Annotated in this window: 28 protein-coding genes; 12 read left to right on the forward strand and 16 right to left on the reverse strand. The window is 60.1% G+C overall.

The genetic code is table 11. The features are described 5' to 3' along the window. The first annotated feature begins 17 nt into the window (after window positions 1–17). The 3 genes from nth (at window position 18) to ACR0A2_RS09755 (ending at window position 2508) form a co-directional block, all read left to right on the forward strand. A complete protein-coding gene (nth, locus tag ACR0A2_RS09745; RefSeq protein WP_171117154.1) occupies window positions 18–662 on the forward strand; it encodes an endonuclease III in 645 nt (214 codons plus the stop codon). Continuing rightward, complete coding sequence (locus ACR0A2_RS09750; protein ID WP_480834886.1) at window positions 659–1648, forward strand: adenosine kinase; 990 nt, start codon at window positions 659–661, stop codon at window positions 1646–1648. Before nth ends, ACR0A2_RS09750 begins: the two co-directional genes overlap by 4 nt. 149 nt (window positions 1649–1797) lie before the next feature. Next, window positions 1798–2508, forward strand: a complete 711-nt coding sequence (locus tag ACR0A2_RS09755) for a glutathione S-transferase family protein (protein ID WP_480620131.1) — start codon at window positions 1798–1800, stop codon at window positions 2506–2508. Here ACR0A2_RS09755 and ACR0A2_RS09760 read toward each other — a convergent pair. Continuing rightward, on the reverse strand, window positions 2478–3743 hold the full coding sequence (locus ACR0A2_RS09760; protein WP_480834887.1) for a SulP family inorganic anion transporter: 1266 nt from the start codon (window positions 3741–3743) through the stop codon (window positions 2478–2480). The genes ACR0A2_RS09755 and ACR0A2_RS09760 overlap by 31 nt on opposite strands. 80 nt (window positions 3744–3823) lie before the next feature. Further along, window positions 3824–4315 carry an RNA pyrophosphohydrolase gene (locus ACR0A2_RS09765; RefSeq protein ID WP_480446677.1) on the reverse strand — a complete coding sequence of 164 codons (492 nt, stop codon included), beginning with the start codon at window positions 4313–4315 and terminating at the stop codon, window positions 3824–3826. Window positions 4316–4452: 137 nt separating this feature from the next. Between ACR0A2_RS09765 and ACR0A2_RS09770 the strand changes: the two genes are divergently transcribed. Continuing rightward, entirely contained in the window at window positions 4453–6480 is a 2028-nt protein-coding gene (locus ACR0A2_RS09770; RefSeq protein ID WP_480834888.1) for an FAD-dependent oxidoreductase, read from the forward strand. A 21-nt stretch (window positions 6481–6501) separates the two neighbouring features. On the opposite strand, the gene ACR0A2_RS09775 is transcribed toward ACR0A2_RS09770, so the two are convergent. Next, entirely contained in the window at window positions 6502–7110 is a 609-nt protein-coding gene (locus tag ACR0A2_RS09775; protein ID WP_480834889.1) for a LysE family translocator, read from the reverse strand. 99 nt (window positions 7111–7209) lie between these two features. After that, window positions 7210–7650, reverse strand: a complete 441-nt coding sequence (locus ACR0A2_RS09780; protein ID WP_480834890.1) for a DUF4399 domain-containing protein — start codon at window positions 7648–7650, stop codon at window positions 7210–7212. 227 nt (window positions 7651–7877) lie between these two features. Here ACR0A2_RS09780 and ACR0A2_RS09785 point away from each other — a divergent pair, with 227 nt between their 5' ends. After that, on the forward strand, window positions 7878–8783 hold the full coding sequence (locus tag ACR0A2_RS09785) for a LysR family transcriptional regulator (RefSeq protein WP_152459401.1): 906 nt from the start codon (window positions 7878–7880) through the stop codon (window positions 8781–8783). A 52-nt stretch (window positions 8784–8835) separates the two neighbouring features. Here the strand turns inward: ACR0A2_RS09785 and ACR0A2_RS09790 are convergent, their stop codons facing one another. Further along, entirely contained in the window at window positions 8836–9753 is a 918-nt protein-coding gene (locus ACR0A2_RS09790) for a hydrogen peroxide-inducible genes activator (protein WP_480834891.1), read from the reverse strand. 98 nt (window positions 9754–9851) lie between these two features. Here ACR0A2_RS09790 and ACR0A2_RS09795 point away from each other — a divergent pair, with 98 nt between their 5' ends. Then, window positions 9852–10814, forward strand: coding sequence for a sodium-dependent bicarbonate transport family permease (locus ACR0A2_RS09795; RefSeq protein ID WP_171117141.1), 963 nt, complete (start codon window positions 9852–9854; stop codon window positions 10812–10814). On the opposite strand, the gene ACR0A2_RS09800 is transcribed toward ACR0A2_RS09795, so the two are convergent. From ACR0A2_RS09800 to ACR0A2_RS09815, 4 genes are read right to left on the reverse strand one after another with little or no spacing between them, the layout of a single operon-like run. Further along, complete coding sequence (locus ACR0A2_RS09800) at window positions 10807–11709, reverse strand: OmpA family protein (protein WP_480834892.1); 903 nt, start codon at window positions 11707–11709, stop codon at window positions 10807–10809. The genes ACR0A2_RS09795 and ACR0A2_RS09800 overlap by 8 nt on opposite strands. Further along, window positions 11706–12263, reverse strand: coding sequence for a peroxidase-related enzyme (locus ACR0A2_RS09805; protein WP_152459932.1), 558 nt, complete (start codon window positions 12261–12263; stop codon window positions 11706–11708). Before ACR0A2_RS09805 ends, ACR0A2_RS09800 begins: the two co-directional genes overlap by 4 nt. A 30-nt stretch (window positions 12264–12293) precedes the next feature. Then, entirely contained in the window at window positions 12294–13004 is a 711-nt protein-coding gene (locus ACR0A2_RS09810; RefSeq protein ID WP_171726068.1) for a GNAT family N-acetyltransferase, read from the reverse strand. Beyond that, window positions 13001–13723, reverse strand: a complete 723-nt coding sequence (locus ACR0A2_RS09815) for a competence/damage-inducible protein A (protein ID WP_171640129.1) — start codon at window positions 13721–13723, stop codon at window positions 13001–13003. The genes ACR0A2_RS09810 and ACR0A2_RS09815 overlap by 4 nt, the downstream gene beginning before the upstream one ends. A 50-nt stretch (window positions 13724–13773) precedes the next feature. On the opposite strand from ACR0A2_RS09815, the gene sfsA reads away from it, so the two are divergent. Then, the gene (gene sfsA / locus ACR0A2_RS09820) at window positions 13774–14481 is read left to right on the forward strand and encodes a DNA/RNA nuclease SfsA (protein ID WP_480834893.1); all 708 of its coding nucleotides are present in this window, start codon (window positions 13774–13776) and stop codon (window positions 14479–14481) included. A 1-nt stretch (window position 14482) separates the two neighbouring features. Here sfsA and ACR0A2_RS09825 read toward each other — a convergent pair whose 3' ends face one another. After that, a complete protein-coding gene (locus ACR0A2_RS09825) occupies window positions 14483–14878 on the reverse strand; it encodes a RidA family protein (protein ID WP_480834894.1) in 396 nt (131 codons plus the stop codon). A gap of 269 nt (window positions 14879–15147) precedes the next feature. Between ACR0A2_RS09825 and map the strand changes: the two genes are divergently transcribed. Beyond that, the gene (gene map / locus ACR0A2_RS09830; protein WP_152459408.1) at window positions 15148–15960 is read left to right on the forward strand and encodes a type I methionyl aminopeptidase; all 813 of its coding nucleotides are present in this window, start codon (window positions 15148–15150) and stop codon (window positions 15958–15960) included. On the opposite strand, the gene ACR0A2_RS09835 is transcribed toward map, so the two are convergent. The 4 genes from ACR0A2_RS09835 to ACR0A2_RS09850 all read right to left on the reverse strand — a co-directional run bounded on the left by ACR0A2_RS09835 (window position 15948) and on the right by ACR0A2_RS09850 (window position 18643). Beyond that, window positions 15948–16127: a hypothetical protein gene (locus tag ACR0A2_RS09835; RefSeq protein WP_171640133.1), complete on the reverse strand. Its 180-nt coding sequence runs from the start codon at window positions 16125–16127 to the stop codon at window positions 15948–15950. The two genes, map and ACR0A2_RS09835, sit on opposite strands and share 13 nt — an antisense overlap. A gap of 25 nt (window positions 16128–16152) precedes the next feature. Then, window positions 16153–16788, reverse strand: coding sequence for an HAD family hydrolase (locus ACR0A2_RS09840; RefSeq protein WP_171640135.1), 636 nt, complete (start codon window positions 16786–16788; stop codon window positions 16153–16155). Between the two features lie 89 nt (window positions 16789–16877). Beyond that, entirely contained in the window at window positions 16878–17435 is a 558-nt protein-coding gene (rsmD, locus tag ACR0A2_RS09845) for a 16S rRNA (guanine(966)-N(2))-methyltransferase RsmD (protein WP_480834895.1), read from the reverse strand. Beyond that, on the reverse strand, window positions 17432–18643 hold the full coding sequence (locus tag ACR0A2_RS09850; RefSeq protein WP_224858242.1) for an NAD(P)/FAD-dependent oxidoreductase: 1212 nt from the start codon (window positions 18641–18643) through the stop codon (window positions 17432–17434). Before ACR0A2_RS09850 ends, rsmD begins: the two co-directional genes overlap by 4 nt. A gap of 99 nt (window positions 18644–18742) precedes the next feature. Here ACR0A2_RS09850 and ACR0A2_RS09855 point away from each other — a divergent pair, with 99 nt between their 5' ends. The 4 genes from ACR0A2_RS09855 to ACR0A2_RS09870 all read left to right on the forward strand — a co-directional run bounded on the left by ACR0A2_RS09855 (window position 18743) and on the right by ACR0A2_RS09870 (window position 20265). After that, window positions 18743–19228 (forward strand): peroxiredoxin, encoded by a 486-nt coding sequence (locus tag ACR0A2_RS09855; protein WP_152459413.1) that lies wholly within the window; start codon window positions 18743–18745, stop codon window positions 19226–19228. Window positions 19229–19330: 102 nt separating this feature from the next. Then, window positions 19331–19576 (forward strand): glycine zipper 2TM domain-containing protein, encoded by a 246-nt coding sequence (locus ACR0A2_RS09860; protein ID WP_152459414.1) that lies wholly within the window; start codon window positions 19331–19333, stop codon window positions 19574–19576. 11 nt (window positions 19577–19587) lie between these two features. Next, window positions 19588–19935, forward strand: a complete 348-nt coding sequence (locus ACR0A2_RS09865; RefSeq protein ID WP_170346724.1) for an EF-hand domain-containing protein — start codon at window positions 19588–19590, stop codon at window positions 19933–19935. Window positions 19936–19956: 21 nt separating this feature from the next. Beyond that, window positions 19957–20265 carry a hypothetical protein gene (locus tag ACR0A2_RS09870; protein ID WP_171117123.1) on the forward strand — a complete coding sequence of 103 codons (309 nt, stop codon included), beginning with the start codon at window positions 19957–19959 and terminating at the stop codon, window positions 20263–20265. On the opposite strand, the gene ACR0A2_RS09875 is transcribed toward ACR0A2_RS09870, so the two are convergent. Next, a complete protein-coding gene (locus ACR0A2_RS09875; RefSeq protein ID WP_152459417.1) occupies window positions 20262–20555 on the reverse strand; it encodes a 4a-hydroxytetrahydrobiopterin dehydratase in 294 nt (97 codons plus the stop codon). The genes ACR0A2_RS09870 and ACR0A2_RS09875 overlap by 4 nt on opposite strands. After that, window positions 20552–21739, reverse strand: coding sequence for a GNAT family N-acetyltransferase (locus ACR0A2_RS09880; RefSeq protein WP_480834896.1), 1188 nt, complete (start codon window positions 21737–21739; stop codon window positions 20552–20554). The genes ACR0A2_RS09875 and ACR0A2_RS09880 overlap by 4 nt, the downstream gene beginning before the upstream one ends. Between the last annotated feature and the right edge of the window lie 9 nt (window positions 21740–21748).

Consider the following 21748-nt stretch of genomic DNA (forward strand, 5'->3'; position numbering starts at 1 on the left):
ACGGCATTAAGGCCCGGATGGCAAAGCAACTCGACTATCATACGATCCGCGAGATTTTCACGCGCTTTCAAGAGGCCGACCCGGAACCCAAGGGCGAGCTGGAGCATGTGAACGTCTATACTCTGGTCGTCGCCGTGGCCCTTTCGGCGCAGGCCACGGATGCGGGCGTCAACAAGGCGACGCGCGAGTTGTTCAAGATCGCCGACACGCCGCAAAAGATGCTGGATCTGGGCGAGGACGGCCTGATCGAGCACATCAAGACCATTGGCTTGTTCCGCCAGAAGGCCAAGAACGTCATCAAGCTCAGCCGTATCCTGGTTGACGAATATGGTGGCGAGGTTCCCAATTCCCGGGCTGCCCTGCAATCCCTTCCGGGTGTGGGCCGCAAGACGGCCAACGTGGTTCTGAACATGTGGTGGCGGCAACCGGCGCAGGCGGTGGACACCCATATCTTTCGCGTCGGCAACCGCACCGGTATTTGCCCCGGCAAGGATGTGGACACGGTCGAACGCGCCATCGAAGACAATATTCCCGCTGACTTTCAACTTCATGCGCATCACTGGCTGATCCTGCATGGTCGGTACCACTGCAAGGCGCGCAAGCCGCAATGCCCGACCTGCATCATCCGTGATCTCTGCCAATTCGAGGACAAAACCCTATGAAGACTTATCAACTGACCGGCATCGGAAATGCCGTTGTGGACGTGATTTCCCAGGCCGATGACAGCTTTCTGGAGCTGATGGGCATCGAAAAAGGCATCATGCAGTTGATCGAACAGGAACGCGGCGAGGTGCTGTACGCCTCGATGGAAAGCCGCGTTCAAACGCCGGGTGGCTCGGTGGCCAATACCATTGCGGGCGCAGGCGCGCTTGGGCTGGATGCAGCGTTTATCGGCCGGGTACACGATGACGCTCTGGGCCGGTTCTATGCAGATGCGATGAACGAAGATGGCGTCGACTTCGTGAACCCGCCTGTTCCGGGTGGCGAATTGCCCACGTCACGCTCGATGATCTTTGTGTCGCCTGATGGCGAGCGGTCGATGAACACCTATCTGGGCATTTCCTCGGAACTGTCGTCTCAGGACGTTCCGGACGAGGTCGCAGGAAACAGCCAGATCATGTTTCTCGAGGGGTATCTGTTCGACAAGGAAAAAGGCAAGGCGGCATTCCTTGAGGCCGCACGTGCCTGTCACAAAGGTGGCGGCAAAGCCGGGATCGCCATTTCCGACCCGTTCTGCGTGGAACGGCATCGGGTGGATTTCCTGCTGCTGATTGAAAACGAGCTGGATTTCGTGATCGGCAACGAGGCCGAGATCAAATCCCTGTTCGAGACCGACGACCTGGAAGAGGCGCTGCGGCGCACGTCGGCGATCTGCCCGCTGGTGGTCTGCACCCGTTCGGGTGACGGGGTGACGGTTATGAACGGCGATGCTCGCATTGACGTACCGGTCGAGAAGGTCGTCCCCGTTGACGCAACAGGTGCCGGCGACCAGTTTGCCGCCGGGTTCCTGTTCGGCATGGCGACGGGACGCGATTACGAGACCTGCGCCCGCATCGGCAATGTCTGTGCCCGCGAAGTCATCAGCCATATCGGCCCCCGCCCCGAGGCGAACATGCTGGAGCTGCTGAGGGAAGAACGGTTGGTTTGAGGACGCGGGTTTCCCGCGCCTTTCTTCGGGAAAAAATTCGGCTCGACTCTGCGAGCGCGGCCTGAACACCGGGCCGCGGCGCCCCTTTTCTACTGGCAGGGCCGGCTCTGACAGCGTTATGCTTTTCGCATCAAAAAAGGGGGGCTGTCATGAGAGCACTGCTGTTCACGACGGGATCGCCATTTGCAAGGGCGGTCAGGATCGTTCTGGACGAACTTTCGCTAGATTACGAAAGGCGAGAGGAAATCACCACGCCCAGCGCCGAGCAACGCGCGCAGGCTACTCCAACATTGCAGGTGCCGACATTCTGGGACGGCGATCTTGTGCTGTGGGAAAGCGGCACCATCGTCGAATACCTGCTGTCGACCTATCCGGACAGGCCGCAGGCCGCGCCGAAACTGGCGCCCTTTGCCTTTCGGCCCGGGGACGCGCAGTGGCAGGACAAGCTGGTGTTCTCGACTATCCAGACCTTCGGCAACGCGGCCACGACCATCTCGCAAATGAAGTGGTCCGGCGTGAGCGTGGGCCAGAACACGCATCTTCAGCGGTCAGCCGAGAAGCTGGCCCATATCCTGGACTGGCTGGAGAACCGGCTGACCGGCGAGGACGGTTTCGTGCCGGGCTACCTGTCGATGCAGGATATCTTTCTGGCCGCCCATGTGCGTTTCGTGCAGGCAAGGCCGCTTGGGGTAGATCTGAAGCTGGACCGGTACCACAAGGTTTCGGCGCTGCTCGACCGGCTGGACGCGCGCGACAGTTTCAAGGCAAACCCGATTTGGTGGTGGGAACCGGGGGTCATCGGCTATGAGGCCGACGGCACGCCGGTTACTCACCGGTCGGGCGGGGTCCAGTCCGTCTGAACCGACTCACGTCGGCTGAGCCGCAAGGCCAGGCCGATGGCGACACCCACACCAATGGCAACGGTCAGGTCGATGAAAACGGTCAGCAGCATGGTCAGCAACAGCAGCGCCCGATCGCTGGGGCGCGCGCGGGCGTATTCGCCCCATTTGTGCGGCTCGCTCATGTTCCAGGCGGTGATCATCAGCAGTGCGGCCAATGCCGGCATGGCCAGATAGCCCGCCGCCGGGGCCGCGACCAGCATGATCAGCAGGATGGCCAGCGCGTGGATGATGCCGGCCACCGGCGTCTTGCCGCCAGCCTTGATGTTCGTCGCCGTGCGCGCGATGGCGCCGGTGGCCGGCAGCCCTCCGAACAGGGCCGAGGCGATGTTGGCCGCGCCCTGCGCCGTCAGTTCTGCGTTGGGCCGGTGCTGTCCGCCGATCATGCGATCAGCAACCATGGCCGACAGCAGCGATTCAACCCCCGCCAGAAAGGCGATGGTGACGGCCGAGGGGAACAGCTCGACAAAGCGCGACAGCGACAGATCGGGCAGCTGCGGCGCCGGCAGGGTCGAAGGCAGATCGCCGAACCGCGAATGGATCGTGTCGACCCCCAGCCCCATCAGCGGGACCAGCGCCGAGGCAACGCCGACCGCGATGATGAGCCCCGGAAAACGTGGCGCGATCTGGCGCAGGGCCACGATCAACACCGCCGCCAGCAGGGCGATTCCCGTGTCCGGCAGGTTCAGCGTGTCGCGCGCAGCCCACAGCGCGGGCACTTTTTCAAGGAATTCGGCGGGAAGATTCTGAATCGACAGGCCAAAGAAATCCTTGATCTGACTGGCGGCGATGATGACGGCGATGCCGATGGTAAAGCCGTTGACGACCGCTTCGGGCACGAACGAGATCAACCGCCCGGCCCGGAAATAACCCGCGATCAGCAGGATGAAGCCCGCCATGAAGGTGGCCATGACCAACCCGTCATAGCCGTGTTCGGCAATCACGCCGAACACCACCACGATGAAGGCGCCGGTCGGGCCTCCGATCTGGACCCGGCTGCCCCCCAGCGCCGAAATGACGAACCCGGCGACGATGGCCGTGACCAACCCTTGCGCCGGGTCGGCACCCGAGGCGATGGCAATCGCCAGACTCAGCGGCAGGGCCACCATGGTAACCGAGATCCCGGCGATCAGATCCGCCGTGAACTGGGTCATGTCATAGGTTTTGAGCGTCGTCAGGATCTTTGGCTGGCGCATGAAATCCACCACTCCATTTGGCCGCACACTGTCGGGCGGCCATAAAAGCGCATCAGACTTGTACCTAATTCAATACCACGTCAAGTGCGACGAATATGCGCGCCGAACGCCTTCAACACCTGCTCGTAAACCTCGCGCTTGAAGGGCACAATCTCGGCGATCAGGCGCTCGGGGTCCTGCCATTTCCAGCGGGTGAACTCGGGGTGGTCGGTTTCGATGTCGATCTGGTCGTCGGTTCCCAGAAACCGCATCAGGAACCATTTCTGCTCCTGCCCACGATATCGGCCCTTCCAGATCTTGGGCACGATATCATGCGGCAGGTCATAGGGCAGCCAGCCTTCGGTCTCGGCCACGATTTCCACAAGATCGCCGGTTACACCGGTTTCTTCCCACAGCTCTCGCAAGGCCGCATCACGAGGGTCTTCGCCCTTGTCCACGCCGCCTTGTGGCATCTGCCACGCGTCCTCGAACCGGTCGTTGCGCTGACCGACGAAGATCTGGCCCTGATCGTTCATCAGCATCAGCCCGACGCAGGGGCGATAGGGCAGTTTGGCAATTTCTTCGGGGGTCACGCGCGGCCTCATCGTGTTGTTTCACCCACCTCTAGCAATCACCGGCGCAACAGCAAAGAGGGTGACGTGGGGTTTCGCGTGACAAAGTTTACGCGCACGTCAATCTATCACGCAAATTCAGGAGGGAGAGTTTTGCCATGACTGTGTACCCAAACATGCTGGCACCACTGGATCTGGGCTTTACCACGTTGAAGAACCGGGTCCTGATGGGCTCGATGCATACCGGGCTGGAGGAAACCGGCGACTGGAACCGGGTGGCCGAGTTCTATGCCGCCCGCGCGCGCGGTGGCGTGGCGCTGATGGTCACGGGCGGCATCGGGCCGAACCTCGAAGGCTCGGTCCTGCCGGGGGCTGCAATGATGACCAGCGACAAGGACGTGGCCAATCATTCCGTCGTCACCGACCGTGTGCATCAGGCGGGCGGCAAGATCGCGATGCAGATCCTGCATGCGGGTCGCTATGCCTATGGGCCGAAATGCGTGGCGCCCAGCCCGGTGAAGTCGCCGATCTCGCCCTTCCCCCCCAACGAACTGGACGAGGACGGCATCGAGAAGCAGATCAGCGACATCGTGAACGCCGCCGTGCTGGCCCAAAAGGCGGGCTATGACGGGGTCGAGATCATGGGGTCCGAGGGGTATTTCATCAACCAGTTTCTGGTGACCCACACCAACAAGCGCACAGACCGCTGGGGCGGGTCCTATGAGAACCGGATGCGCCTGCCGCTGGAAATCGTGCGCCGCACCCGCGAGGCGGTGGGCACCGATTTCATCATCATCTACCGGCTGTCGATGATCGACCTTGTACCCAATGGTTCGACCTTCGAAGAAGTGGTGCAGCTGGCGCAAGCGGTCGAAAAGGCCGGGGCCACGATCATCAACACCGGCATCGGCTGGCACGAGGCGCGGATTCCGACCATCGCCACATCGGTGCCCCGCCGGGCCTTTGCCTGGGTGACGAAGAAGCTTATGGGCAAGGTGGGGATTCCGGTCATCACCTCGAACCGGATCAACACGCCCGAAGTGGCCGAGCAGGTGCTGACCGAGGGCTGTGCCGACATGGTCTCTCTGGCGCGGCCGATGCTGGCGGATGCGGATTTCGTAGCCAAGGCGATGGCAGGTGACTCGGCCAGGATCGCGCCCTGCATCGCCTGCAACCAGGCCTGTCTGGATCACACTTTCAGCGGCAAACTGACCTCCTGTCTGGTGAACCCGCGCGCCTGCCACGAGACGGAGCTGGTGATCGAAAAGGCCGCCACGCCCAAACGCGTGGCCATCGTGGGCGCGGGGCCGGCGGGCCTGTCCACGGCGATGACGGCGGCGGAGCGCGGCCATGACGTTACCGTGTTTGACAAAGCCGACGAGATCGGCGGCCAGCTGAACATGGCCAAGCAGGTGCCGGGCAAGGAAGAGTTCTGGGGTTTGGTGGACTGGTACCGCACCATGCTGAACGATCTGGGCGTCAAGGTCGAACTGGGCCGCAAAGTCGGCGCCGACGATCTGGTCGGGTTCGACGAGGTGGTGATCGCCACGGGCGTCAACCCGCGCGACCCGCAGATCCCGGGCGAGGACAGCGACAATGTCGTGAACTACATCGACGTGCTGCGCGACAAGGCCCCGGTGGGCAAATCGGTGGCCGTGATCGGCGCGGGCGGCATCGGCTTCGACGTGTCGGAATACCTGCTGGAGGAAGGCCATTCGCCCACCACCGACCTGCCCTTGTGGATGAAGGAATGGGGCGTCGCCGACCCCGAGCAGCACCGCGCAGGCCTTGCGCCCGAAGGCCCGCAGCCCGAGGCGCCCAAGCGGCAGGTCACGCTGTTGCAACGCAAGAAGCAGGCGCATGGCAAGGGGCTGGGCAAGACCACCGGCTGGATCCACCGCGCCACGCTGAAGATGAAGGATGTCAACTTCGTGGGCGGCGTGAACTATGAACGCATAGACGACGAGGGGCTGCATGTCTCGTTCGGAGAAGAGCGCGCCGATCCGACCGTCATCAAGGCGGATACGATCGTTCTGTGTGCAGGACAGGTGCCCGAGCGGTCGCTGGCCGACGCGCTGATCGAACGCGGGATCACCCCGCATGTGATCGGCGGCGCGGACGTGGCCGCGGAACTTGACGCCAAACGCGCGATCAATCAGGGCACACGCCTTGCCGCAGAGTTCTGAAGCCACTCGTTCAGAGTGTCTTCAGTCCGACAGCGCGAGCTTTGCACCCAAGGCACCAAAAGCGGTTGCGAAACACCGCTTTATCCACGCCATCACAGCAGGGCGTCGGATCACATAGTCCCGCGCCAGTGCGGCGCATGCGCCATACCCGACAAAAACAACAAATGTCATGGCCATGAAGGCCAGCGCCAGTTTGGCCAGTTCCATTCCTGCATTTGCTGCATTCGCCGGCAGGAATTGAGGCAGAAAGGCCAGGAAGAATAGCGACAACTTTGGGTTCAAAACGTTGATCAGCGTTCCTGTCACGGCAATTCTAAAGTCGCTTTTTGCGGATTTCTCCGCCGCGACGTCCATGGCACCGCCGTCCTTCAGGATTCCCCATGCCATGTAGAACAAGTACAAGACGCCAAGATATTTGATGAGTTGAAACGCGACGGCACTGGTGTGCAGCAAGGCTGCAAGTCCGATGATGCTGGCCAAGGCCGCCGGAACGATCCCAAGTGTGCATCCTAAGGCTGCGGCAAGGCTTGCGCGAAACCCGCGCCCAAGACCGACAGCCAAAGTATAGATGACGCCGGTACCCGGCAGCAAAACAACAATCAATGATGTGACGAAGAATTCCAGCGACATTATTACCCCCTGCAAACGCAGGCAGATTCACTAAGTGCGCCGAAAATGTAAATGCCTTTCCATCACATGAACCGAACGGACGGTTTCAACGACCTGCGGCTATTCCACGGTTATCGTGATCACCTCGGATACAATCGGCGGGGAATGCGGCACATGCCCGGCGTCGCCCAGAACCAATTGCAGGGTGTGTTGGCCCGGCGACAGATCCAATGTTACTTCGGTCTGACCGCCTCCGAAGTGCATGTGATTATCGTCGGCGGGCAGGCCATTGGCCAACTCATCCGCGCCATCCTCGCCTTCACCCAGCGGAGGACGGTCAAGCAACAGGTGGTGGTGCCCGGTGTTTTCTTTCTCGGTTCCGGCGGGCGCGACGCCCATGCCGCTTAGGCCAAAGACAACCGTGACCGGTGATTGCACGGTATCGCCATCCGACAAGTTGACGAAATAGACCTTTGCATCAGGATTCGATGGGGTCTCTCCTCCGGCATGCGCAAAGCCCACCGAAAGGCAAAGCGCAGCAATGGCGAAAAAGGTTCTCATGATCTCCTCCCTGGTCACAAAAATGCCATTCTCAATGTGAGATCTTAGCGCGATTGTCTGAAAAACACAGCATCACAATGCCTGAGGCGCGTTTGGAAACCACTGTTTCTACGTTTCCCATACGCAAACGATCCGATTCAAATCCCTGATATTATCCCATGTCTGCCCCGTTTCCGCCCAGATTCAGCGCCATAGTCAGGACGGAAATCAAGATCTGGGGAACGAGTATGGACCGACTGACCGAAATGGAAGCCTTCGCCAATGTGGTGGACCAGGGTGGCTTCACCGATGCGGCCAAAAAGATGGGCATCTCCAAATCAGCTGTGTCCAAACACGTATCAAGCCTTGAGGCGCGGTTGGGAGCGCGGCTGTTGAACCGCACCACGCGCCGGGTTTCACCAACGGAAATCGGGCTGGCCTATTATGACCGCGCGCGGCGCGTGTTGAATGATGCCGGAGAAGCGGATTCATTGGTCACGTCAATGCAATCGGCCCCGTCTGGTCTTTTGCGCATCAGCGTTGCCACGGATTTCGGCGTCAATCACCTGTCACCTGTTCTGTCCGAGTTCCTTGCAGCCTACCCCGACATCACTGTGAACATGGTTTTGAACAACCGCTATGTCGAGCTGATTTCCGAAGGATTTGACGTGGCAGTGCGTATTGGTGAGCTGGAAGACAGCACATTGCGCGCCCGCAAACTGACCGAGACGGTCAAACGCATGGTCGCCGCGCCCAGTTATGTCGAAAGGTTCGGCCGGCCGCAGAAGATCGATGATCTGAACGAACACAAGCTGCTGCATTATTCCAGCCAATCCTCGGGCAATGTCTGGAAACTGACCGCGCCATCCGGCGAAAAACGTCAGGTTCGTACCGCCGGGTGGTTGAGTGTCAATGATGGCCAATCCCTGTTGAACGCAGCGGTTTCCGGCCTGGGTATCGCCTATCTGCCCAGCTATCTTTACGCTGAAGCCCTGAAGGCCGGGCTGGTTGTCGATGCAATGCCGTCCCTGCCTGACGAAGTTCAAGGCGTTTACGCTGTCTACCCGCCGGGCCGCTTTACGCAACCCAAAGTGCGGGCCTTCATCGATTTCCTTGTTGATTCCTTCCACGGGAAGGGTCCGATGGACTGGTAATTTCTCCCTGAAGACCAACCTTTGGCCCGCATGTGAAAGTGCGGGCCTTTTTTTACGGGTCGATCACCGAAAGCCCCATGGACCGGGCGGAAGAGCGCAGGCTGTCGGTCAGCACATTCTGACCCGGCGGTGGGGTCTCGGAACTGCGAGCCAAAAGAGCGATATCGCGATTTGCATTGGCGATGGACAGCGGTCGCAAGCGCACTTCGTCGCGGTAGATCCCCTGTCTGCGAGCATAAAGATCAGGCAGTACCGCAACACCAACACCCGAAGCCGCCATCAGAACAATGGAATCAAGCGTCGTGCCTTCATATTCATCCGAAACAACCCCACCGCATTCCGCCGCCAATGCGTAGACGATGCGCGACAGGCGGTGGCTTTGATCCAGGGTGAGGAAGATCCGGTTCTGAAGATCGGTGGCGCTGACACCCTGCAAGTCCCGCGCCAGAACGTCATCAACGGCAACCGCGACCCAAAGAGGTTCGTTGAACAACCGGTGTTGCACGGTATTCGGATGGTCTTCGGGCGTGGACAATATCAGATCAAAGCGACCGGATTTCAGACCCTGTTCCAGATCCAGTGTGTTTTCCTCGCGCACCGCAATGCGCAATCCGGGGCGAATCCGGTGCACCTGTTTGATGGCTTGCGGCAACAGATAAGGCCCGATCGAAGGCAAAACCCCCAGTCGCAACCTTCCTCCGACGGGCATATCGTTCGACATGGCGTGGCGCAGGTCCTTGACCTCTGCCAGGATCTTCTGTGCGCGCAAGATGAACTCTTCTCCCTTCGCCGTCACCTGGATACCACCACGGTTACGCTCAAAGATCCGAACGCCAAGCTCTTGTTCTACAGTCGCAATTTGCGTCGACAGGCTGGGCTGGCTGACATTCAGCACCTCGGCAGCCAAACTGAATCGCCCGAGGCGACTGACCGTAACGATGTATTCCAACTGTCGCAATGTCGGGCGCATTTCATAGCCTGAAACTATTTATAACTTAGAAAGATAGTATTTGGCGAAATCAGTTCTGCAAGGCACCTAACCCGAAAACGAGGGATCAGGAGTCAATTATGCCCGGAGTGATCGAGACACTTTCCAGCAACCTGCTGGTGCCGACCATACTGTTTTTTGCCCTTGGGCTTCTGGCCGCCTTTGTACGCAGTGACCTGTCCATTCCTGCGGGCGCGGCCAAGTTCATGTCGCTTTACCTGCTGCTGGCCATCGGGTTCAAAGGCGGTGCCAGTCTGGCCGCGCATGGCATTCACCTGCAACTGTTCCTGACGCTGTTGGGCGGTGTCGCCTTGTCCTTTGCCATCCCCTTCGTGGCCTTTGGCCTGCTCAGGGTGATGACACGGCTGGATGCGCTGAACGCGGCGGCGGTGGCAGGGCACTATGGCTCGATCTCGATCGTCACCTTTGTCACCGCCACCAGCCTGCTGGATCTGGTGGGGCTGACCCATGACGGATTCATGGTGGCCGTTGCGGCTGCGATGGAGGTGCCAGCAATCCTGTCGGCGCTTTGGTTGGCGCACAAGACCGGAAGCAATGGCGTCAAGGATGACAAGCTGTGGCGCGATCTGCTGGCCAACGGCTCGATCGTTCTGCTTACCGGTGCCTTCCTGATCGGAGCCATCACCGGCGGTGAAGGCATGCAGATGATCGCGCCCTTCATCGTGACGCCTTTCACCGGAATTCTGTGCCTGTTTCTGCTGGATATGGGCCTGTCGGCAGGGCGCAGCCTGATCAGCAACCGAGACAAGCTGTCGGTTGGCCTGTTCGCCTTTGGTGTCTTGATGCCCCTGATCGGCGCATTTATGGCCTGGGCGGTAGGTGCCTTAATCGGCTTGCCACAGGGCAGCTTGTTCCTGTTCATGGTGCTGTCCGCCTCGGCTTCGTATATCGCGGTTCCCGCCGCGATGAAGATCGCCCTTCCAAAGGCCGAGGCCGGGATCTATCTGACCTTGTCGCTGGGGGTGTCGTTTCCGTTCAACATCACCGTCGGATTGCCGCTGTACCTGTGGTGGGTCAGTTGACCAGCAATACGGCTTCGACCCGACGGTTCAGATCGCGCCCTTCCGGGGTTGCATTCGATGTGAGCGGAGACAGATAGCCAACGCCCTGTGCTTCGATCCGGTCGGGTGCCACGCCATGCGCATCGATCAAGCGGGTTCGCACCGCCTCGGCCCGGTTTTTGCTGACCGCAATATTTGCCTGTAGGGCACCGGTATCGTCAGTGTGCCCCACCAACGCCAGGCGTGTGTTCGGGTTGTCGGTCAAGTATCCGGCCAGCAAGGTCAGCGAGTCAAACGGCCCTTCGCCCAGGGCAACCTCGCCCGTCGGAAAATGCAGGTCATCCAGGATCACGTGGCCTGTTGTCGCCAAGGCCTCCAGCAATCCGACCGAGCCTTCTACGGCTTGCTCGACCACCACAGGGTCCGGGTCCGGCGCGTCCTGGGGTGTGACCCGGATCATCTGCACATAGCCATCCGGGGGATTGCGGCTGACCAGCAGGCTAAGGGCAACCGGCCCCTTGGTGGCCGACAAAAAACGGTAATCCTGAATGGCGACATACATGTCCGGGGTTGGCACGACCTCGGTGCCAAAGCGAAAGTCGAAACCACCGCAAACCCGCGCGTCGCATTCGAACAGGATCTTGTAGCCCTGCGCCTCGATCTGATCCCGCAACGGTGCCAGCAGCTGCAATGTCGTGCTCGACCCCGCCTGAAGCCGCCACGTATAGCGCTCCACGCGCCCTTCGCGCGTTTCTGCGGGAACCGAGCCATTTGCATAAGACCCCGTCGGCAGGTCATAGCTGTCCAGTGGCGATGTTCGGTCGCTGATCTGTCGGGCACTGGCCGGCAGGGTCAGGTCCTGCGCGGCAACAGGTCCTGTCATCAGCAGGGCAACAAGGGCGGCGGCGCGGATCATCGAAACTGTGCGTGATATTCTTCGTTGGGCACCATCGCCGTCGCGCTGGCGACCCGGTTTGACATGTTGAAAAACCCGGCGACATTGGCGATGTCCCAGATGTCGCGGTCGGAAAAGCCTGCATCGCGCAGGCGCTGGCGGTCGGGCTCTTCGATCTCGGCGCTGGCGGTAGTCATCTTTGCGGCAAAGTCCAGCATCGCCCGTTGACGCGGCTCCAGCGGGGCGACGCGATAGTTCATCACCAGCATTTCGCCCAGTTGCGGATTGCCCGAAAGCTGACGCACAGCCGCCCCATGGGCGACCAGACAATAGAAGCATTTGTTGATCGACGAGACGACGACCGCGATCATCTCGCGTTCCAGTTTGGTCAGCCCGCTGTCAGCCAGCATCAGGTCGTTATACATCGCGGTGAAGGCGTTCAGCTTGTCGATATCGAATGCGTTGGCTTTCAGCACATTCGGCACCATGCCCAGTTTTTCGACACAGATATCAAAGTATTTCTGCGTTTCCGGCGGCAGCGGATCGACCATGGGCAGGTTCAGCGCGGTAGGCATGTCTTTTTGTGTCACGGCGGCCTCTTCGGTTCAGACAAGATGACGGTAATGGTATTCGCCCGCGATCTCCATCCCGAGGGCACGATAAAGACCGTTGGCGCCCTCATTGGCCTTGGTGCAGATCACGCTGAGGTTCTGCGCACCGTGATCACGCGCCCAGAATGCCGCCGCGCGCATGGTCCAGTGGCCCAACCCCTGACGACGGTGTTCGGGCAACACTTCCAGCGCGTGGACCATCGCAGTGTCTGCATGCATCGCCACAAAAGCCACGCCGCTGGGTTTGTCGTTGTGACGCAGCAAAAATCCTGTCTTGGGGCCCTTGGCACGTTCCATCACCGCGATCCGTTCGGGCCCGATCCCACCCGAGGCCCAGATTTCGCGCATGATCTCAAGCGGTTCCCAGATTGAAAACACCATGACCGGTGGGATCGGCTGATCGATCAGCCGAGAGACGGGGCAGACATATATGTTGACCGGGTCAAGAATGTCGTATCCCCGCTGGGCCAGCATTGCATCCAGAGCTTCATCCCCGGGCCGCAGGCAGAAGATGCGTTTTTGCCCCATGGCCAGCATCGCGGCCTCGGCGGCGTCGATATCGTCTTCATTGGCCGGACCCAATGCACTGGCCGCAGACACGCGCGACCCTCCGCCCTGCCCCTCACGCAGCAGAAACGGGCCAAGCCGCTGATAGCGTGCAGCGGGCCAGGTTCCGTCGACTATTTCCGCCCAGTTATCGCTCAAAGCTCAAGCTCTTTCGCCAGGCGGGTGGTGGCCGCGTCGATCCGGCCCCCGTCGGTGCCGCGTACAACCACATTGGCCCCGAAGGCACCGTTGATCTGAAACGGGTAGCACCCGATGGACAGGTCGCTGAAATCTTCGGCCAAGGCCGCCAGGGTTGCGGCGATATCGCCTTCTCCGCGGTCCACACGCAGAGTTTGCGACAGCAAAGGGCGGCCTCCGGTCAATGTTGGCAACACGCTCGCCACCATCGCCTGAAAAACCGACGGCACACCCGCCAGGACATGCACATTCGCAAGCGTGAACCCGGGCGCCGTCGAAACCGGATTTTCGATCAGCGTCGCACCGTCCGGAATACGCGCCATGCGCAGGCGGGCGGCATTCAGTTCCAGCCCGGATTTGTCGTAATGAGCCTGCAACAGCGCGCGCGCGTCATCGCGCACATCAATGGGTGTGTCAAAAGCGCGGGCAATGCAATCGGCCGTGATATCGTCATGGGTCGGGCCGATGCCACCGCTGGTGAAGACATTGTCATAAGCGTCGGACAGCGCTTTGACGGCCGCTTCAATGGCAGGGGCGTCATCGCTGACAATGCGGACCTCTTTCAGGTCGATGCCGTGTTTGGTCAGCTCCTGCGCCAGAAAATGCATATTCGCATCGCGGGTGCGACCCGACAAGATTTCATCCCCGATCACCAGCATCGCTGCGGTTGGATTGGCCATGGCACTGTCCCCTCTTGATCGTCCTCAGGGGCAGGTATAGGCCCTGAACCATGCGATTTGAAACCCCTCTTGTCCCCGCCCGGCTGATCCGCCGCTACAAACGCTTTCTGGCCGATTGCAGGCTTGAGGACGGGAGTGAGGTAACGGCCCATTGCGCCAATCCGGGATCGATGATGGGGCTGGCCGAGCCCGGCGAAAAGATTTGGCTGGAGCCCAACGACGATCCGAAGAAAAAGCTGAAATTCGGATGGCGGCTGGTGGACCACGAGAACGGGCATTTTACCGGCGTCGATACCTCGGTTCCGAACCGGGCGCTGCGGGCCGCTTTGGAAGCCGGTGAGATTCCCGAACTGGCCGCCTATGACACCGTCCGGCCCGAGGTGAAATACGGCGACAACAGCCGCATCGATTTCCTGCTGACGGGGCCGGGCCTGCCAGATGCCTATGTCGAGGTGAAAAGCGTGACACTGTCACGCCAGCCCGGACTGGCCGAGTTTCCCGACAGCGTCACAGCCCGTGGCACCAAGCATCTGGGCGAGTTGGCCGCAATGGCCGCGCAAGGGCATCGGGCGATCATGCTGTATTTGGTTCAGCGAACCGATTGCGACCGGTTTGCTTTGGCGGCCGATATCGACCCGGCCTATGCGGCGGCCTTTGAGGTCGCGCAGGCGCAGGGGGTGGAACGGATCGTTTGCGGGACGCGGATAACGCCGTCGGGGGTTCGGGTGCAGACTGAAATGAGGATTTTGGCCGGCTGAGTCAGTCCGCAACGACAGCATCAACCTCAATCTCGACCAGCCACTCGGGATTCACAAATCGTTCGATGGCCATGATAGTATCTACAGGGCGAGCATCCAGACAATACAGCTTTCGGGCTTCGATCGCCTGTTTCCAGTTTTCGATTTCGGTCAGGATGACACGCGTTCTGACAATATCGTGCAGCCCTGACCCGGCACGCTCAAGCGCATCTTTGATGATTTCGAAACACTGTCTGGTTTGCAGATAGACATCGCCGACACCCACTGTGTTGTCCTCAGCATCGACTGGTGCGGTTCCCCCGACCGCGATGAAGTTCCCGACCCGAACCGCTCGGCTGAACCCAACGATGCTTTCCATGGGGTTTCCGTTAGAGATCAATTCTCGTTTCTGTGACATGCATCCGGTTCCCTGATTTTCTCAAGAAAAAGTGCAATCATTAGATACTGATCCGCCTGCCGTGAAAAGTGTCCAAGCCAGTAGCCGTACGGATTGCAGTCGAGGCGGTGGGGCCCGAGATGCTGCAATGCAGCCCCTACTCTTGAATCCTGAGCCAACGGAACCAAGTTTCTCGCATGGTTTACGCAGTCTGAACGCGCGCCCTCTGGTACTTTCTGCACAAGCAGCGTAAAAGGAATGCTGCGCGCAACATTTGGAGCTTAGCGTCGATGAAAGAGCATCGTGGCCGCCTGACCAAGGACGGCATTCGCATCTATGAACAAGGTGACTTTGCCGGGATGCACGCGGCAGGGGCGCTGGCTGCGCGGATTCTGGATGATATTGCAGAACATGTGTTTCCCGGTCAAACCACCGGCGCACTTGACGGGCTGATCACGCAGATGGTCGAAGACGCCGGTGCGACCTCGGCCACCATCGGTTATAAAGGCTATCAGCACGCCAGCTGCATAAGCGTGAACCACGTGGTCTGCCACGGTATTCCCGGTGAGAAAAAGCTGAAGGACGGCGATATCCTGAATATCGACGTCACCGTCATCGTCGATGGCTGGTTTGGCGACACCTCACGCATGTATGTGGCGGGCAAGCTGCCGCGCAAGGCGGAACGGCTGATCCAGGTGACCCATGACGCGCTGTTCAAGGGCATCGAGATGGTCAAGCCGGGCAATACCTTTGGTGACATCGGCCATGCCATCCAGTCCTATGTCGAAGCACACCGGATGAGCGTCGTGCGTGATTTCTGCGGTCATGGTCTGGGTCGTGTGTTTCACGCGCCACCGAACGTGCTGCACTATGGCCGCCCGGGCACCGGTGCCGTTCTGGAAGAGGGTATGTTCTTTACCATCGAACCCATGGTCAATCTGGGTCGTCCCGAAACCAAGACCCTGGCCGATGACTGGACAGCCGTAACCCGCGACAAATCGCTGTCGGCACAGTTCGAACATTCGGTGGGCGTCACCTCGGATGGGGTCGATATCTTTACCCTGTCACCCGCTGGCAAGTTTCACCCGACTTATTCGTCCTGATCAGCGGCCTGCTCACGTAGAAGTTTCAGCAGCACCGTTTCAGCCCCCCACGGCGTGACCGCGTCGTGGATGAAGACCGGCGCGCGCATGGGTTTGCTCTCGGGGCCGGTTGAGGCTTCGCTGTCGCTTGAAAAGGTCCAGGCAAAAGGTGTCAGGGTGCGGTCCATGCGTGCACATTAGCACAACCGCGGGTCAAAGTCCCAACAACCCATGCGCCTGTGACATGTCCGTGATCACCTCGGCCCCCAGATCCGCCAGCTTTTCGCCGCCTCCATGAGGCGCATAAGCAAGGCAACGCATGCCGGCACGGATCGCCGCCGTGACACCACTGTGACTGTCTTCGATCACCACCGGATCCGTCGCGCCAAAGTGCTCGGCGGCCAGGCGGAACATCTTTGGGTCCGGCTTTCCGGTACCCAGCACATGGGCCGAGAACATCACGTCTTTGAAACGGTCCCAAAGCCCGTTCTGACCCAGAGTGATCTTCATCTTGTCCGGGCTGCCATTCGACGCGACGCAACAGGGGATACCCTTTTGATCCAGCCCCGCAAGCAGGTCTGCAATACCGGGGACCAATGGCACGCCTGCGCGCAGGCGGTCATAGGTTTCGGCATAGACCTGATCTATCCAGTCTTCGGGCAGAACGGCACCCATCGCGCGGGCCTTGTCCCGCACCCCCACCATGGTTCCTCCCACGAACAGGGACATGCATTCACGCAGTGCCAGATGCAGGCCATGATGCGCCAGATTGTCCACCAGCACCTGGTTCGAGATCACCTCGCTGTCCACCAGAACGCCGTCGCAATCGAAAATGACAAGATCGTGCATTTGGGATTCCTGCTGTGCCTCGCGCTTGGCCTATCCAAGCTGTCTGGTCATTGCAAACACAGGCCGCCGGCGAAACCGCGCGGAACGTCTCAGCCTGGCACACCTTTCCACATCAGGGAAATATGCGTGTCGCCATATTTGCGACTGTCTTGCAATGTGAACCCCGCCGGCGCCTGCATCGGGGCGTTTTCTTCCCAAACCAACAATGCATCATCCGCAATCCAGCCATTGGCCAAGGCGGCGACGGCCTTCTGCCCCATGGATTTCCCGTAAGGCGGGTCCAGAAAAACCAGATCATAAGGCGCGCCGGGATTGTCGCCCAACCGGGTCGCATCGCGGCGGACCAAGTCGGTTCGGTCGGCGCTGCGGGTCAGGTCGATATTCTTGCGTATCAACCCCTGAGCCACCCGCCCGTCATCGACGAAGGTGACATGCGACGCCCCCCGCGACAGCGCCTCGAGCCCCAGCGCCCCGGTTCCCGCGAACAGATCCAGCACCCGCAGACCGTCTAAATCGATCTGGTGGTTGAGCACATTGAACAGGCTTTCACGTACGCGGTCGGTGGTGGGGCGCAGATGCGCGCCCGCATCACCCTTGCCGACCGAGGCGAGGGCGCGGCCCCGGAATTCTCCGGCTATGATCCTCACGCCTTGAGCAGCGGTTTCAGGTCCGCGTTCGGGTCTGCCACGACTTCGGGATCAGCGGTCTTGCCCATTTCGATCAATCGCTTGCCGACCATGTATGCCCGCGGATCATTCATCGCATCCACAGCAATCAGCCTGTCGCCTTTGTAATACCAGAAGGACACGGTCTGACCCTCGCCCTTGCGGGTCACCACGCGGTCATATCCGGTGTTCAGGCCCGCAATCTGAAGCTTGACGTCGTACTGATCCGACCAGAACCATGGGGTTGCCACATAATCCTTGGCCGCGCCTAGCATGTTCTGCGCCACGATTTCGGCCTGGTCGATGGCGTTGGGGACGCTTTCCAGACGGATACGCCCTTCGCCATGCGGAAAAGAGGCGCAATCGCCCGCCGCCCAGATCGACGGATCAGACGTGCGACCATGGGCATCGGTTTTGATGCCGTTGTCCAGTTCGAGCCCTGCCATCTCGGCCAGTTGGGTGGAGGGGGTGATGCCCACACCAACCACGACGAAATCAACGTCCAGCGTCGTGCCGTCCGTCAACACGGCCCCCACAACCCTGCCATTTTCGCCGATCAGACGATCCAGCCCGACGCCTTCGCGGATGTCGGCACCGTATTCGCTGTGCAACGCGCGGAAATACGCGCTGGTTTCTGGCGCAGCGACCCGTTGCAGGATGCGGTCGGCCATCTCGACCAAGGTGACCTTGACGCCGCGTTTCGCGCAGACGGCGGCCGCCTCGAGCCCGATGTAACCGCCGCCCACGATCAATGCGCGGGCGCCTTCGGTCACTTTGGGTTCCATCTCGTCAATATGGGCCAGGTCGCGCACCACGTGCACGCCGTCCAGATCGCCTCCGATGGCGGCAGGCAGGCGGCGCGGATCTGACCCGGTGGTCAGCGCCAGTTCGTCATACGGGATGACTTCGTCCCCAACAGTGACCGTTTTGGCCTTGGGGTCGATGCCGGTCACGCGCTGGCCAAGCCGCAGAGTGATGTTGTTTTCGGCATAGAAGCTTTCGGGTCGCAGGAACAGGCGCTCCAGCTCCATCTCTCCCAAAAGATAGGCCTTGGACAAAGGCGGGCGCTGATACGGCAGATGCGGCTCGGCCCCGATCAGAGTAATCTTTCCGTCGAACCCGTCCTTGCGCAACCGCGCCACCAAGGACGCTCCTGCCTGACCCGCGCCAATCACGACAATATGGCTCATGCTTTGCCCACCCTGCAGTTTTCCCGTGGTCTCTCTGATTTGACCACCTATATTGCGGCTTAGCCCAATTCTGCAAATCCAAACGACAGGAGCTGAAAAATGATTTCAACAGGAGACACCCTGCCCGAAGCCACACTGATCCAGATGGGGGCCGACGGGCCGGAGGAAGTTCGGATTTCAGACAAGACCAAAGGGCGCAAGGTTGTCATCTTCGCTGTGCCCGGCGCCTATACCGGCACATGCACCACCGCACATGTGCCAAGCTTCATTCGCACCAAAAAGCAGTTCGACGACAAGGGCGTGGACGAGATCATGTGCCTGTCGGTCAACGACCCGTTCGTCATGCAGGCCTGGGGTGAATCCACCGGCGCGACCGCGGCCGGACTGACCATGGTTTCAGACGCAGCCTCAGAATTCACCAAAGCCATCGGCATGGATTTCGACGCCCCGCCCGTTGGCCTGTTCGCGCGCTCGAAACGGTATGCGATGCTGGTCGAGGACGGCAAGATCACGGCCCTGAACCTGGAAGAAAACCCCGGTGCCTGCGGGATCTCGGCGGGTGAAGGCCTGCTGGAGGTGATCTGAATTTGGCCGGCCCTGGTCTGTCCGGGGCCGCGTGAACCCAATTTAACTTGAAGCACTGCCTCAATGCGCGAATACTCGTAGCACAAAATTGGGGAGATTTTTATGAAACTTAAGGTATTTTCATCCATCCTGACCGGCGCAGCGCTTTTGGCAGCCTGCGGTCCGGCCCCAACCCCGCAACAGCAAGCCGCACGACAGCACGAGATTGCCTGCCTCAGCGGCACACTGGGCGGCGCCTTGATCGGCGGCGCAATCGGCAACCAGTTCGGCGGCGGATCGGGCAAGACGATCCTGACCGCAGCCGGCGCTGCCGCCGGTGGCATTGAAGGCCAAAGATTTGCATGCTGAGGAGATTGGACATGAAACGGGCGATTTTTGTATTCACAGCTGCATTCCTGGCCTCGGCCACCAATGCCGAAACCGTGGCCGAGCTGCATGAAAAAGAATTGAATGCCATCGACGCAAACAATGACGGGTTCCTGTCCAAAGATGAATTCGACGCTTTTTCGGACTATGCGTTTCAGGCCATGGACGAAGACAAGAACGGCACACTGGGTCAGGCCGAGGCCAAGCCGTTTCTGGACATAAAGCAGTTCCAGAATGTTGACCGCAACAAGGACAGCTTTATTTCAAGATCGGAATATGATGCACAGATGAATGAAGATTTCGGCGCGGCAGACCAGAACGGCAATGGTCAACTGGACTAAGCCCGCTTGAAGGAGCTTGCTATGAAGAAATGGATCGGAATGGGTGCTTTGGCACTGGCCGCGGCCTGTGACGTTCCGCAAGCTCCCGTGGTGACGGGGCCGGACGGACAGGTCCGCATCCAGATCAATTCGTCTGGCCTGACCTGCTATGAAAACCGGTGTCTGGATATCAACCCAGCGGCGCGCAGCGTGCGCCAGATCGGGAACAAGACCACTGGCATTCCACGGTCCATCGATGTCAGCGATGGCACCGTCACACCTGCGGAATTCAAGCAGATGGGCACGGCTGCGTCGCTTGCCGGTGGCCAGGGGTCAGGCAACGACCGCTAGCACAGGCTGTCCATCTTTCGGGCCAGCTTGGCGTCCAGTGACGACAGGCCACCTACGTCATGGGTGGACAGAACCACCTCAACCGTGCGGTAGACGTTGGACCATTCTGGATGATGGTTCCATTTCTCGGCCCAGATCGCCACTTGCGTCATCCAGCCAAATGCGTGCACGAAGTTGTCGAAAATGAAGGTCTTGGTGATCGCGTCGCGGCCTTCGACCATGGTCCAGCCGTTTTTGAACAGCGGATCCAGCAGCGGGCCACGGGTCTCGGCGGACAAAAGTTCAGTCATTGCTGTTCCTCCGGGTTCGATTTCCTGAACGGGCCGTAATCCGTCAGAATCTCGATCTCTTCTCCCACTGCGCGGCCTTCGGCGTCCAGATATTTTTTGACGGCATCGGCAAAACCCGGATCGCCGACCCAGTGCAAGCTATGCGTGCGCGTCGGCAAATAGCCCCGCGCCAGCTTGTGTTCGCCCTGAGCGCCCGCTTCCACCCGGGCCAGACCGTGGGCAATGGCAAAATCTATCGCCCTATAGTAGCACAGTTCGAAATGCAGGCAGGCATGATGTTCAATGCAGCCCCAATACCGCCCAAAAAGCGTTTCGCGGCCTATGAAGTTCAGCGCACCCGCAATGGCATGACCATCCCGTTCAGCCAAAACCACGGCCATGTCATTCGCCATCGTCTCTTGTGCGATGTCAAAAAACCGGCGCGTCAGATAGGGTGAGCCCCATTTTCGCGCCCCGGTGTCCTGATAGAACCGCCAAAACGCATCCCAGTGTTCCGGGCGCAGGTCATCGCCCGTCAATGTGCGGATTTCACCGCCAAAGCCATTGGCCTGCGCCCGTTCCTTGCGGATGTTCTTGCGCTTGCGTGAGGACAAGGCCGCAAGGAAGTCATCGAATTCGGCGTAGCCATCATTCAGCCAGTGAAACTGTTGCGAGCTGCGAAGCATTAGCCCCATCTGCTCACCCGCCAATGCCTCGGCTTCTGTACAGAAGGTCACGTGAACCGAAGAAACCTGATTGTCGGCCGCCAGTTGAACGGCACCCTGCACCAAAGCCGACATTCCGATCCTGTCATAGCCCGGGCGCACCAGAAACCGCCGCCCGGTGGCGGGTGTGAACGGCACCGCAATTTGCAGCTTGGGATAATACCGCCCGCCTGCGCTTTCATAGGCATGGGCCCAGCTGTGGTCAAAGATGTATTCGCCTTGGCTGTGCGATTTGGCATACATAGGGGCCGCTGCGATCAGGATCCCGTCAAGAAAGGCGGTCAGGTATTGCGGTTGCCAACCCGTACCGCGCCCGACCGAGCCGCTTTCCTCAAGCGCCAGCAAAAAGCGATGCGTGGTGAAGGGATCAAGGGGCCGTCCACCATCGGCGGTCTCGGGGCAGGCGCAGGCATCCCACTCGGCCGCTGAAATCCGCGACAGAGACCCAATGACCTGAACTTCGATTTGGGCCTGATCCATGTTTCCTCC

It is taken from the genome of Ruegeria sp. H8, from assembly GCF_056532905.1.

Coding starts and splice junctions, on each gene's coding strand:
- map (WP_152459408.1), top strand. CDS start 15,148: ATGAAAGAGCATCGTGGCCGCCTGACCAAGGACGGCATTCGCATCTAT.
- ACR0A2_RS09870 (WP_171117123.1), top strand. CDS start 19,957: ATGAAGAAATGGATCGGAATGGGTGCTTTGGCACTGGCCGCGGCCTGT.
- ACR0A2_RS09780 (WP_480834890.1), bottom strand. CDS start 7,650: ATGAGAACCTTTTTCGCCATTGCTGCGCTTTGCCTTTCGGTGGGCTTT.
- ACR0A2_RS09840 (WP_171640135.1), bottom strand. CDS start 16,788: ATGCACGATCTTGTCATTTTCGATTGCGACGGCGTTCTGGTGGACAGC.
- ACR0A2_RS09805 (WP_152459932.1), bottom strand. CDS start 12,263: ATGCCTACCGCGCTGAACCTGCCCATGGTCGATCCGCTGCCGCCGGAA.
- ACR0A2_RS09850 (WP_224858242.1), bottom strand. CDS start 18,643: ATGAGCCATATTGTCGTGATTGGCGCGGGTCAGGCAGGAGCGTCCTTG.
- ACR0A2_RS09790 (WP_480834891.1), bottom strand. CDS start 9,753: ATGCGCCCGACATTGCGACAGTTGGAATACATCGTTACGGTCAGTCGC.
- ACR0A2_RS09800 (WP_480834892.1), bottom strand. CDS start 11,709: ATGATCCGCGCCGCCGCCCTTGTTGCCCTGCTGATGACAGGACCTGTT.
- ACR0A2_RS09785 (WP_152459401.1), top strand. CDS start 7,878: ATGGACCGACTGACCGAAATGGAAGCCTTCGCCAATGTGGTGGACCAG.
- ACR0A2_RS09760 (WP_480834887.1), bottom strand. CDS start 3,743: ATGCGCCAGCCAAAGATCCTGACGACGCTCAAAACCTATGACATGACC.
- sfsA (WP_480834893.1), top strand. CDS start 13,774: ATGCGATTTGAAACCCCTCTTGTCCCCGCCCGGCTGATCCGCCGCTAC.
- ACR0A2_RS09795 (WP_171117141.1), top strand. CDS start 9,852: ATGCCCGGAGTGATCGAGACACTTTCCAGCAACCTGCTGGTGCCGACC.
- ACR0A2_RS09855 (WP_152459413.1), top strand. CDS start 18,743: ATGATTTCAACAGGAGACACCCTGCCCGAAGCCACACTGATCCAGATG.
- ACR0A2_RS09825 (WP_480834894.1), bottom strand. CDS start 14,878: ATGTCACAGAAACGAGAATTGATCTCTAACGGAAACCCCATGGAAAGC.
- ACR0A2_RS09775 (WP_480834889.1), bottom strand. CDS start 7,110: ATGTCGCTGGAATTCTTCGTCACATCATTGATTGTTGTTTTGCTGCCG.
- ACR0A2_RS09865 (WP_170346724.1), top strand. CDS start 19,588: ATGAAACGGGCGATTTTTGTATTCACAGCTGCATTCCTGGCCTCGGCC.
- ACR0A2_RS09755 (WP_480620131.1), top strand. CDS start 1,798: ATGAGAGCACTGCTGTTCACGACGGGATCGCCATTTGCAAGGGCGGTC.
- ACR0A2_RS09815 (WP_171640129.1), bottom strand. CDS start 13,723: ATGGCCAATCCAACCGCAGCGATGCTGGTGATCGGGGATGAAATCTTG.
- ACR0A2_RS09770 (WP_480834888.1), top strand. CDS start 4,453: ATGACTGTGTACCCAAACATGCTGGCACCACTGGATCTGGGCTTTACC.
- ACR0A2_RS09835 (WP_171640133.1), bottom strand. CDS start 16,127: ATGGACCGCACCCTGACACCTTTTGCCTGGACCTTTTCAAGCGACAGC.
- nth (WP_171117154.1), top strand. CDS start 18: ATGGCAAAGCAACTCGACTATCATACGATCCGCGAGATTTTCACGCGC.
- ACR0A2_RS09875 (WP_152459417.1), bottom strand. CDS start 20,555: ATGACTGAACTTTTGTCCGCCGAGACCCGTGGCCCGCTGCTGGATCCG.
- ACR0A2_RS09860 (WP_152459414.1), top strand. CDS start 19,331: ATGAAACTTAAGGTATTTTCATCCATCCTGACCGGCGCAGCGCTTTTG.
- ACR0A2_RS09880 (WP_480834896.1), bottom strand. CDS start 21,739: ATGGATCAGGCCCAAATCGAAGTTCAGGTCATTGGGTCTCTGTCGCGG.
- ACR0A2_RS09750 (WP_480834886.1), top strand. CDS start 659: ATGAAGACTTATCAACTGACCGGCATCGGAAATGCCGTTGTGGACGTG.